Origin of the sequence: Arenibacter hampyeongensis (assembly GCF_002909255.1) — a bacterium.
Lineage (GTDB): Bacteria > Bacteroidota > Bacteroidia > Flavobacteriales > Flavobacteriaceae > Arenibacter > Arenibacter hampyeongensis.
The window spans coordinates 527,696-540,246 of sequence record NZ_PIOB01000004.1 but is presented as its reverse complement, the minus strand read 5'-3'; the positions used below and the strand labels follow the sequence as shown (position 1 = coordinate 540,246).

Here is a 12,551-nt window from a genome sequence, read left to right as displayed (position 1 = left end):
ATTTTACTGCAATGAAAATAAATGTAAACATAATCAATGTAGTCATTATTATCCCATAAGGGGGTGATACGGATTTCTATTGATTAAAAAGCCTGTATCAGATATATTTGATACAGGCTTTTTTTATGTTTTCAATAAATGAAATTGGGATTTGTGTTCTTTTCGAGTAAAAACCATGGGTTTATGCGCGAATAAAAACCTACTGAATATGATATGGTTTACATATTTAAACCTCTTATTATCAGTTAGTTAAAATTAAAACATTCTCATTGAATTTAAATCAAATTTTTATGTTAAAAACCGAAGGGTTTTTAAACTTATATCTTTGAAAGTCGTAGTATATAGAGTTTAGTATTAAAATTGAAAGAATAGATATTAATGGAATTAAATAAATTTAGTAAAAACGTTACCCAGGACCCTACACAACCCGCTGCTCAGGCCATGTTGTACGCTATTGGTTTGGATGAAGAGGATCTAAAAAAACCTTTGATCGGAATAGGAAGTACAGGTTATGAGGGTAACCCTTGTAATATGCACTTAAATGATTTGGCCCAAGAGGTAAAACTGGGCACTGAAAAAGGGGGCTTGGTTGGGCTTGTGTTCAATACTATCGGGGTAAGTGATGGCATTTCTATGGGAACTTACGGTATGAGATATTCATTACCTTCCAGAGATATCATTGCAGATTCCATGGAAACAGTGGTACAAGCTATGAACTACGATGGTTTGGTTACCGTAGTAGGATGTGATAAGAATATGCCTGGAGCCCTTATGGCCATGATCAGACTTAACAGACCATCTGTTTTGGTATATGGTGGCACCATTGCCTCCGGATGTTTTAAAGATAAGAAGTTGGATATCGTTTCTGCCTTTGAAGCTTGGGGTGAAAAGGTTGCTGGAACCATGAACGAGGAGGATTTTAAAGGAGTAATTCAAAATGCCTGCCCAGGAGCTGGAGCCTGCGGTGGAATGTACACTGCCAATACCATGGCTTCGGCCATAGAAGCTTTGGGAATGGCCTTACCATTTAATTCTTCAAACCCAGCCATTGGAAAAGAAAAGAAACAGGATGCCATTAGCGCCGGATTTGCCTTAAGACATCTATTGGAAAATGATATCAAGCCAAGCGACATCATTACAAGAAAATCTTTTGAAAATGCCGTGCGTTTACTGACACTATTAGGGGGGTCTACCAACGCGGTCCTGCACTTCTTGGCCATTGCGAAAGCGGCAGATGTTGAATTTACATTGGACGATTTTCAAAGAATTAGTGATACTACTCCATTTTTAGCGGATTTAAAACCAAGCGGTAAATACTTAATGGAGGATCTGCATCGTGTAGGTGGTACTCCAGCTGTGATGAAGTTTATGCTTGAAAACGGAATGTTGCATGGAGATTGTTTAACCATAACAGGAAAGACCGTTGCCGAAAATCTCGCGGGGGTTCCAAGTTTAAAAGAAGGACAGGAAATAATTAAACCATTGAACGCTCCTATCAAGGCATCAGGACACTTGAGAATATTGTACGGTAATCTTGCTGAAGAAGGCGCCGTTGCAAAGATAACCGGGAAGGAAGGCTTGCATTTTAGTGGTCCTGCCAAAGTTTTTGATGATGAATTTTTGGCCAATGCCGGTATTGGAAAAGGATTGGTAAAAAAGGGAGATGTAGTGGTTATACGCTATGAAGGTCCAAAAGGTGGTCCAGGGATGCCAGAAATGTTGAAACCTACGGCTGCCATAATGGGTGCCGGACTAGGTAAGGATGTTGCCTTGATTACGGATGGTCGATTTTCAGGAGGGACCCACGGTTTCGTAGTAGGACATGTTTGCCCTGAAGCCCAGGATGGTGGAACTATAGCTCTTTTAAAAGATGGGGATGTTATTACCATTGATGCTGAAAAAAATAGCATTTCAGTGGCCTTGTCCGAAGAAGAAATTAAAACACGTAGGGCAAATTGGGTACAACCACCTTTAAAGGTTAAAAAAGGTAGTTTATATAAATACGCCAAAACGGTTTCCTCGGCCTCACAGGGTTGTGTTACCGACGAAATTTAATTTTATTTATAATTTTGCCCAAGGGGAATAATAAGAGTTTTATACCAAGTATGTTAACCGATTAGGTCTACAATTATGGAAACATTGAAAAAGGAAAAAGCAGCGTCAACAAAGCAAAGCACTATAAGGATTAGTGGTGCAGAGGCTATCATCCATTGCCTATTGGCCGAGGGTGTGGATTTAATTTATGGTTATCCTGGAGGGGCAATAATGCCTCTTTATGATGAATTATATAAATTTCAACATAAACTTACGCATATCTTAACAAGGCATGAACAGGGAGCCACCCATGCAGCGCAAGGGTACGCCAGGGTAACTGGAAAAGTAGGTGTAGCCGTGGCCACCTCAGGTCCTGGCGCCACCAACCTGATTACCGGCATTGCCGATGCCCAGATAGATTCAACTCCAATGGTCTGCATTACCGGACAGGTAGCAAGACATTTATTGGGGTCCGACGCTTTTCAGGAAACTGATATCATAGGAATTTCCACTCCTGTAACCAAATGGAACTGTCAAGTGACCAAGGCTTCAGAAATTCCTGAGGTAATGGCAAAGGCATTCTATATTGCGAGATCTGGCAGACCAGGTCCAGTATTGGTGGATATTACCAAAAATGCACAAGTTGAAGAGTTCGACTTTTCATACGAACATTGCAAAGGGGTACGCAGTTACAATCCTTTCCCCAAACCAGACACAAAAGCTATTGAGCAAGCTGCCGAGCTGATCAATGCGGCTAAAAAGCCATTTATTGTTTTTGGGCAGGGCGTAATTTTAGGGCAAGCCGAGGAACAACTTAAAGCCTTGGTTGAAAAAGCTGGCATTCCTGCTGCTTGGACCGTACTTGGACTTTCCGCTATGGATACAGACCACCCCTTAAATGTGGGGATGGTGGGAATGCACGGTAATTACGGGCCAAATTTATTAACGAATGAATGCGATGTGCTTATTGCCATTGGCATGAGATTTGACGATAGGGTGACCGGAAGTTTGGATACCTATGCCAAACAGGCGAAAATTATTCATTTCGACATAGACCCTGCAGAAATAAACAAAAACGTGAAGGCCGATGTTGCCGTCTTGGGCAATTCCAAAGTAACTTTGGATTTATTATTGCCAATGATAAAGAACAACAAGCATGAATCCTGGCACAATGAGTTTAAGGAAAAGTATAAAATAGAATTTGATCAGATTATTAAAAATGATGTTTATCCTACCAAAGATAAACTTACTATGGCCGAGGTTATAGAGGAAATCAATATAGCTAGTGGTCATAAGGCAATAATTGTGTCAGATGTTGGTCAGCACCAAATGATAGCATGCAGATATGCCAAATTTAAACAGACCAAAAGTAATGTTACCTCCGGTGGGCTTGGAACAATGGGCTTTGCCTTACCTGCGGCAATAGGAGCCAAAATGGGGGCCATGGACAGGGAAGTAGTGGCGATAATTGGTGATGGTGGATATCAAATGACGATTCAGGAGTTGGGAACCATCTTTCAAAACAAAACTCCTGTCAAGATCGTAGTACTTAATAACGACCATCTAGGAATGGTACGTCAGTGGCAGGAACTGTTCTTTGAAAGTAGATACGCATCAACGGTAATGGTAAATCCGGACTTTGTTAAAATTGCGGAAGGTTATCACATAGAGTCCAAGCGCATAAGCGAGAGAAAGGATTTAAAGTCGACCATTCAGAAAATGTTGGCCTCCAAGGATGCCTACTTTTTGGAAGTTAAAGTGGAAAAGGAAGATAATGTTTTTCCAATGATTCCTTCAGGGGCATCGGTATCGGATATACGTTTGAAATAAAATAAATATTAATTAAAATTGCCCATAACCTTATATTTATAAAAAGGATTGGGATGAGGAGATGGAAAAAAAATGGTTTACAATTTCAGTATACTCCGAGAATAGCGTAGGATTACTGAACAGAATATCTGGAATATTTTTAAAACGTCACATAAACATTGAAAGTTTAAATGTTTCAAAATCGGAAATAGAGCACGTGTCCAAATTCACCATTGTTGTGTATACCACTGAAGATTGGGTTCGCAATATTGTTGGACAGGTTGAAAAACAAATTGAGGTCATTAAAGCCTTTTACCATACCGATGAAGAGACCATATATCAGGAATCGGCATTATTTAAAGTAGCTTCAACCTTATTGTTCGATGAACGAAATATTCAAAACATCATTAAGGAGAGTAATTCGCAAATTGTTACTGTGTCCAGGGATTTCTTTGTATTGGCAAAAACCGGTAGAAGAAATGAAATCGATGACATGTACCAACAATTGAAACCCTATGGCATTATGCAATTTGTACGCTCTGGGCGGATAGCAGTTACCAAATCGGAAATGAAAATTTCATCATTATTAAAAGAGTTTAATCAATAAATAATCAACCCCGAAGCTAATCGGGATTTAAAATCCAGTTTAAAAAATGGCAAATTACTTTAATACACTATCATTAAGAGAACAACTGACCCAATTGGGAAAATGTAGGTTTATGGAATCTACTGAATTTTCTGATGGTGTATCCGCCTTAAAAGGCAAAAAAATTGTAATCGTGGGATGTGGGGCCCAGGGTCTTAACCAAGGTCTTAATATGCGCGATTCCGGATTGGATATTTCTTATACCCTTAGGGATGCAGCAATAAAAGAAAAAAGGCAATCCTTTGTAAACGCTAGTGAAAATGGTTTTAAGGTAGGAACCTATGAGGAACTTATTCCAACTGCCGATGTGGTTATCAATTTAACACCGGATAAACAACATACCAGCGTAGTCTCTGCGATTATGCCATTAATGAAGAAAGGAGCTACATTATCATACTCACATGGGTTTAATATTGTTGAGGAAGGAATGCAGATCCGTGAAGATTTAACGGTTATTATGGTGGCGCCAAAATGCCCAGGTTCTGAAGTGCGTGAAGAATACAAAAGAGGTTTTGGTGTACCAACATTGATCGCAGTACACCCCAACAACGACCCACAGGATAAAGGATTGGCCCAAGCTAAAGCTTATGCCGTAGCCACTGGAGGACATAAGGCAGGTGTTTTGGAATCTTCTTTTGTTGCCGAAGTAAAATCTGACCTAATGGGAGAACAGACTATTCTTTGTGGTTTGTTGCAAACAGGTTCCATTCTTTGTTTCAATAAAATGATTGAAAAAGGAATTGATAAAGGATATGCTTCCAAGCTAATTCAGTACGGATGGGAAACCGTTACGGAAGGTTTAAAATATGGAGGTATTACCCATATGATGGATCGTTTGTCCAACCCTGCAAAAATTAAGGCTTTTGAACTTTCAGAAGAATTGAAGGATATTATGCGTCCACTTTTTCACAAGCATATGGACGATATCATGAGTGGTCATTTCTCCAAAACTATGATGGAGGACTGGGCCAATGACGACAAAAATCTATTAACGTGGAGAGCTGCTACAGGGGAAACCGCTTTCGAAAAAACTCCTGCTGGATCCGATAAAATTTCTGAACAGGAATTTTATGACCATGGCGTTTTAATGGTGGCTATGGTAAGGGCTGGAGTGGAATTGGCATTCGAAGCTATGACAGAATCTGGAATTATCGCCGAATCCGCTTACTACGAGTCACTTCATGAAACTCCGTTGATTGCCAACACAATTGCTAGAAAAAAATTATTCGAAATGAACAGGGTAATATCCGATACAGCGGAATACGGTTGCTATTTATTTGATCACGCATGTAAGCCGTTGTTGTCCGATTTCATGAAAACTATAGAGACCGACGTAATTGGAAAACATTTTGCAGATCAAAAACACCTAAGTGTTGATAACGCAAAACTAATTGCTGTTAATAAAGCTTTACGCGAACATCCGGTAGAAATAGTGGGTGCAAGATTACGTGCCTCGATGACTGCTATGAAACCTATAGTATAATAAGACAATACTAATCTGAAGACCTGCCAGTTGAATTAACTCGGCAGGTCTTTGTTTATATATACATATGAAACCATATTTTCCCAAATTGGAGGACATTAAAATGGCTGCAGAAACCATTAGGCAAGTGGCGGATATTACACCTTTAATGCAGAGCATTAGATACTCCAAGGCCTACGATGCCAATATTCTATTGAAAAGGGAAGATTTACACAGGGTAAGAAGCTACAAAATTAGAGGTGCCTTTAATAAAATTAGCTCCCTGACCAAAGATGAAACAGTCAATGGTGTTGTATGTGCCAGTGCTGGGAATCACGCACAAGGTGTGGCATTCGCATGTAATCATTTAGGAATACACGGCACCATATATATGCCTTCCGTTACCCCTAAACAAAAGGTAGAACAGACAAAACTATTTGGCGGGGACTGGGTAACCGTGGTGTTGGAGGGAGATACCTTTGACGATTCTTCAGATGCTGCCAAGAAATTCTGTGCCGATAAAAAAAAGACCTATGTACATCCTTTTGATGATCCCAAAATAATAGAAGGACAGGCTACCGTAGCATTGGAAATATTGGAACAATCAAAAAAACCTATAGATTATGTCTTTGTAGCTGTAGGTGGTGGCGGTTTGGCATCGGGCCTTTGTGCGGTATTTAAAACATTGTCGCCCCAGACCAAAATTATAGGCGTTGAGCCGGAAGGAGCCCCATCCATGAAGACCTCAATTGAAAGGGGAATTAATACCGAATTGGAACATATAGACAAATTTATTGATGGTGCTGCTGTAAAACGGGTTGGCAACCTTACTTTTGATATTTGCAGGGAATACCTTTATGATATGGTCACCGTTCCTGAAGGTAAAGTTTGTCAGACCATTTTGGATCTGTACAACAGGGATGCCATTGTAGTTGAACCGGCGGGAGCACTTACCATTACGGTGTTGGATGACTTTAAGGAAGCAATCAAGGGCAAAAATGTGGTGTGCATTGTGAGTGGCAGCAATAACGATATTACCCGTACAGCCGAGATAAAGGAACGTGCATTGCTGTACGGTAAATTAAAGCATTATTTTATTGTACGCTTTCCCCAACGCCCCGGCGCCCTTAAGGAGTTTGTGGCGGAAATACTTGGTCCCAACGATGACATTACACATTTTGAATACTCAAAAAAGTCGAGTAAAGAAAATGCTCCAGCAGTTGTGGGTATAGAATTAAAAAGCCCCGAGGATTTGGATCCCCTTATAAGGAGAATGAAGGAAAACAACTTTTTTGGAGAATACATCAACGATAAACCAGATTTATTTCAGTATCTAATTTAATCACATTTCACATATTTTTTATGATAATGTAAGGAGCGAAAGCGTTTTCGTGGCATTGTTACAAATATTCCATCAATATTATAGAGAATTAAAAATCTTGTTTTATTAATTTAGTGGAATGGAATTTAAATTTTAACCATTTCATTTGTTATAAAAAATCAAACATGGGCAAATCAAACATACCATCAGAATTTAAAATTAATGAAGTCATTCATCAAAAAACCTATCTGGTCAATGGAGAATTAAGGACATGGAAAGGTAAAACTTCTGAGGTATACTCAACCATATCCAGTACTGATAATTATGAACCTACCTTATTGGGAAGCATCCCTGACATGGAGGAAAAAGAAGCCTTGGAAGCTTTGGACGCCGCTTTGGCAGCTTATGACAAGGGTAAGGGCATTTGGCCAACCATGCGCGTTAAGGAGCGCATAGATTGCATGGAGATTTTTGTAAAGAAAATGCAGACCAAAAGGGAGGAAATTGTTAAACTATTAATGTGGGAAATTGGTAAATCGCTCCCAGATTCCCAAAAGGAGTTCGACAGAACGGTAGAATATATTAACGATACCATAGAGGATTACAAACAACTTGATAGGGATGCAGCCAAATTTGAAAAAAACGATGGTGTTTACGCCCATATTAGAAGGGGACCTCTTGGGGTTGTACTGTGCTTAGGGCCTTATAACTACCCCTTGAATGAAACTTTTGCCTTACTTATTCCCGCTATAATCATGGGGAATACGACAATTTTTAAGCCTGCAAAACATGGTGTTTTGTTGATTACACCACTTTTGGAAGCTTTTCAAAGCAGCTTCCCTAAAGGAGTTGTAAATATTGTATTTGGTAGGGGTAGGGCAGTGGCCGCTCCAATTATGCAAACCGGAAAAGTTGATGTTTTGGCTTTGATCGGCAATAGTAAATCTGCAAATGCCCTACAAAATCAACATCCAAAAAGCAACAGACTTCGCCTAGTGCTTGGTTTGGAGGCCAAAAATCCTGCCATTATACTACCGGATGCGGATTTGGATCTAACCATTAGCGAATGTATTGCAGGGACATTATCCTTTAACGGACAGCGTTGTACCGCCCTAAAAATAATTTATGTCCACGAGGATATAGCCAGTGAGTTTAACAAGCGATTTGCCGAGAAGGTAGATTCCCTAAAATTTGGAAACCCTTGGGAAGATGGCGTAAAATTAACTCCTTTGCCAGAACCCGGAAAACCGGCCTATATCCAGGAATTAATAGATGATGCAAGGGAAAAAGGTGCTTCAATAATGAACAAAAAAGGAGGTACGCATTCCGATAATTACATTTGGCCAGCCATACTGTTTCCAGTAAACAAAGAAATGAGGGTCTACAAGGAAGAGCAATTTGGGCCCGTAATTCCAATCGTAACCTTTAGGGATATTGAAGAACCCTTGGATGATATGGCCGAGTCAAATTATGGACAACAAGTAAGTCTGTTTGGTAAGGATGTTTATGCCATTGCCCCTTTAATAGATACTTTGGTAAACTTAGTATGCAGAGTAAACCTTAATAGTTCTTGCCAACGTGGTCCAGATGTTTATCCATTTACGGGAAGAAAGGACTCCGCTCAAGCTACCTTAAGTGTTTATGACGCACTGCGTTCCTTTTCCATACGAACATTTGTTGCCTTTAAAGACAATGACCTTAATAATGAAACGGTGGAACAATTATTGGAATCCAGGTTGTCCAACTTTATTAGTACCGACTATATCTTGTAAACGGAGTAGTTTTCGGAATTCTTAATCTCTAGAGTTCCTTTAAAAATTAAAGGCCCAACCAAGCATTTGTAAAGTGGGCCTTTTTTTATGCTTTTTATTATACTCTTGTAAACATCAAAAACCTTGTGGTATTCGGATATGGGCCAACGATATCTTTTATACCAATTTAAAAAGAAATATACTCCCAATAAAACAAACCATTAATTTGTGGACTTAGTGAACATATTTTTGCTGAAGAATGCTCGTCAATGTTTTAAACAGTTCAGTGGGATTGAATGGCTTGCATATAAGACCATCTATTCCATATTCCCCCAATTGGTTTTTAATATCCATTCCTGTGGAGGCCGATAAGGCGTAGATGGGCATTACCTTATTGAGCGGATTGCCCGATTCCCTTATGGCCTTACTTGCTTCAAAACCATTCATTACAGGCATTTGAAGATCCATCAAAATCATATCGTAAGTATTTTCCATGGCCATATTAATGGCTATTAATCCATTTTCTGCAATATCAAAATCGACCTGCCATTTGGAAAGAAACTTCTCAATGACCATAATATTTACTTTGTTATCCTCGGCGACCAGAATTCTGGCCCCTTTCAAATGTTCCTGCTGATGAATGGACTTGGCTTCAAAGTCATAAACATCTTCCTGATAATCCGCCATGGAGCTCTTCAGTAGTTTCAGTGTAAAACTAAAGGTAGATCCTTTACCCACTTCACTTTCCAATTTTAAATCGCTATCCATTATTTCCAACAAGCGTTTACAAATGGCAAGGCCCAGTCCCGTGCCTCCATATTTTCTAGTGGTATCGGAATTGGCTTGGGCAAACGAAAGGAATATTTTATCCCGTTTATCTACGGGAATTCCAATTCCGGTATCGGATATATTAAATTCCAAAACGCAGTATTCGTCCGCTATTTCCAGGGCCTCTATATCTACTGTGACCTTGCCCTCCTCAGTAAACTTAATAGCATTGCTGACAAGGTTGGTCAGGATTTGTGACAATCTGGTACTGTCACCAATAAATGTTTTGGGAAGCGTTGTGTCTGTCTTTACAAGCAGCCTCAAGTCTTTATCTTTGGCCGTATTGTGAAATATACTTTGTAAACCATTCAGGACTTGATTTAGACTAAAATCCCTTTCCTCCAATTCCAATTGACCGGAGGCAATTTTATTAAAATCCAAAATATCATTTACCAAACACAACAAGTGTTCCGAGGAATGCTTAAGAGTACTCAGGTTTTCCAACTGTTCCTTTTTTGGATTTTCCAGCAGTAGCAAGTGGCTAATACCTATAACCGCATTGAGGGGGGTTCTGATTTCGTGGGACATTGTCGTTAGAAACTCGTCTTTGGCCTTGTTGGCCATAGATTCTTTTTCCTTGGCCTCTATTAAGGCCAACTCTGTTTCCTTTATTTTGCTAATATCTACAATAGCACCAATATATCCTTCAATGTTACCGTCTTCAGACTTGATAACCTTCAAAGAAAAATCCAGCCATTTGTGATGGCCACCAATAGTTTGGGATTTAAAAATTTTACTAATAGTTTTGAAATTGGGCCTCTTTAAATCTATTAGACCGGTGTAGTCCCTTCCTTGGTCATCCTTTAAAGATTGATGAAATGGTTTTCCCAAACAGTCCATGACCTTTAGTCCTGTCAACTTTTGCCAAGCAGGATTAAGATAGGACCAATTTCCTTTCAGGTCCATTTCAAAAATAACATCCTTTATATTTCCAGCTACTTTGGATAATTGACCACTAATGGACTCTATACTATTTTTTAATTGCTGATTGGTTTGAAATAATTCCTGGGAACTTTTTTCCAAAACATTCTCCACATGCTCCAAATCACTGTCAAATGCCTTATAAGCTTCATTAACTTGATGCAATAAGGGTGTGATAAGATCTCTGGTCCTGTCATCCAAATCTACCTTTTTTAGCTGCCTATTGAGTAATCTGTGGTAATTATTGCTCATTCGGAAAAGGTTGTTATGGTCATAGTTTGATTGTGAAGGGTACAGGGTGAAAACTTATCAAAAGGAGCGATCTCGCCATAGGAATAAAAGCCGGTAGTATAAATATCATTGTCGAACACATCGTTTACAGCCTCTACTTCCTCTTCCACCAATTGTTTCATAACTAGCCTGCGACCTACACAGCTTATTAAAAATGCCAATTGATGCTGGTCTTCAGTACTGTCCTTCGTAGTAATCGCGGATTGTTCGGCACCTCCAATAATCCTATCTATATTGGCCTTCATTAATCTTACATAAGAACCTTGGGGAATGTTTCCTGCAAAAGTTAGACTTCCACTTTTTTCATCAACGGCCAAAATAGTCCTTACCACTGGTATTTGATTATCCTCATCCCTCATACTCAATGGAAATAGAAGACCTGAACCGGGTAAATCCTTGGCCATATCACCCAAAAAAGATTTATAGAGTTCCAAGGCTGGTTGTCCGTCCAATTCATAGAGAACGTTATTTTCGGATTTCGTCACCAATCTTTCTATACCAAAACTGTCCCAACCTCCTTTAGATCCAAAGCCAATTTTTAATTCAGATCCATATAAACCTAGGGCTACTATCTTTTTGGAAGCTATTTTTGCCCCGGAGATTACAAAGGTGTTTTTAAAGTTTGAACAATCCCCTGCCAATCCACCTGTTATACTTACAGATTTATCCAGATCAGTATGCAGGCCCTTTACCAATTCGGCACCGTTTACGATAAGTCCATCACTAAGAACAAAAATATGCCTTAGATCAGTTCCTTTCAATTTATTGCTGAGTGCTTTGCCGGCCTCAAAACTATTCAGGTTATGGGAAACCAGATCAACCTCTTCAATTCTAATCTTAGTTTTTTCAAACCTAACTGCCGTTAAGGCAATAGTAGAATCCAGTACCTCATTACCTAAAATCTCACCTGCAGTGGAACATCCGATCAAAATGGCATTTTCAAATTTCTGGGCCAATTTGCCCACAAATACTTCTGTACCCACAAATGAGGGAGATGCAAAGAGAAAAAATACTTCAGGAATAAAATCGATATCCAATTGATCAAGGTCTTCAAGATGAAGTATTTTGTGCTGATAAATTTTCATAATAAATATTTTTGTAGGAAAAATACTTAATTTAATGTAATCCAAATTTTAAACTTTCCTAAAACATCAACGTTGAATAACAGTAAATCGTATAGTTTTTAAAAAATTAGGGATATTGGGCCGCATTAATGTCCTTTAATAACAAAAAGTGATAATATCACCACTAATTCCTTAAACGCCCCATATAGACTTTGAGGGGTAATCCTAAATAAAATTTCTAAATAATTGCAACTGCTAATTATCGGGCTTGGGAAATATTAAATGTTTCCCAACAAAACTCGATATCTATTATAAAAGCGTGGTATTTACATAAAGAGTATTAATTTTGCCGCTTTTTTTACAGGATATAAATGCATATAAATAGGATAATTCTCCATAGCAAAGAGAAAATACCTTGTAGTAA

General features: G+C 38.9%; 8 protein-coding genes. 6 read left to right on the top strand and 2 right to left on the bottom strand.

All coding sequences use genetic code 11. The annotated features are described in order from the left end of the window. Nucleotides 1–378: 378 nt before the first annotated feature. The 6 genes from ilvD to CWD91_RS13155 all read left to right on the top strand — a co-directional run bounded on the left by ilvD (nucleotide 379) and on the right by CWD91_RS13155 (nucleotide 9,044). Nucleotides 379–2,055 carry a dihydroxy-acid dehydratase gene (gene ilvD / locus CWD91_RS13180; RefSeq protein WP_103441401.1) on the top strand — a complete coding sequence of 559 codons (1,677 nt, stop codon included), beginning with the start codon at nucleotides 379–381 and terminating at the stop codon, nucleotides 2,053–2,055. A gap of 75 nt (nucleotides 2,056–2,130) precedes the next feature. Further along, the gene (gene ilvB, locus CWD91_RS13175; RefSeq protein WP_103441400.1) at nucleotides 2,131–3,864 is read left to right on the top strand and encodes a biosynthetic-type acetolactate synthase large subunit; all 1,734 of its coding nucleotides are present in this window, start codon (nucleotides 2,131–2,133) and stop codon (nucleotides 3,862–3,864) included. 61 nt (nucleotides 3,865–3,925) lie between these two features. Then, entirely contained in the window at nucleotides 3,926–4,450 is a 525-nt protein-coding gene (gene ilvN, locus CWD91_RS13170; protein ID WP_103441399.1) for an acetolactate synthase small subunit, read from the top strand. A gap of 46 nt (nucleotides 4,451–4,496) precedes the next feature. Next, the gene (ilvC, locus tag CWD91_RS13165) at nucleotides 4,497–5,972 is read left to right on the top strand and encodes a ketol-acid reductoisomerase (RefSeq protein WP_103441398.1); all 1,476 of its coding nucleotides are present in this window, start codon (nucleotides 4,497–4,499) and stop codon (nucleotides 5,970–5,972) included. 67 nt (nucleotides 5,973–6,039) lie between these two features. Then, nucleotides 6,040–7,293, top strand: a complete 1,254-nt coding sequence (gene ilvA / locus CWD91_RS13160) for a threonine ammonia-lyase IlvA (protein WP_103441397.1) — start codon at nucleotides 6,040–6,042, stop codon at nucleotides 7,291–7,293. 164 nt (nucleotides 7,294–7,457) lie between these two features. Next, nucleotides 7,458–9,044 (top strand): NADP-dependent glyceraldehyde-3-phosphate dehydrogenase, encoded by a 1,587-nt coding sequence (locus tag CWD91_RS13155; protein WP_103441396.1) that lies wholly within the window; start codon nucleotides 7,458–7,460, stop codon nucleotides 9,042–9,044. A 213-nt stretch (nucleotides 9,045–9,257) separates the two neighbouring features. On the opposite strand, the gene CWD91_RS13145 is transcribed toward CWD91_RS13155, so the two are convergent. Then, on the bottom strand, nucleotides 9,258–11,024 hold the full coding sequence (locus CWD91_RS13145; protein ID WP_103441394.1) for a PAS domain-containing hybrid sensor histidine kinase/response regulator: 1,767 nt from the start codon (nucleotides 11,022–11,024) through the stop codon (nucleotides 9,258–9,260). After that, entirely contained in the window at nucleotides 11,021–12,148 is a 1,128-nt protein-coding gene (locus tag CWD91_RS13140; protein WP_103441393.1) for an FIST signal transduction protein, read from the bottom strand. Before CWD91_RS13140 ends, CWD91_RS13145 begins: the two co-directional genes overlap by 4 nt. Between the last annotated feature and the right edge of the window lie 403 nt (nucleotides 12,149–12,551).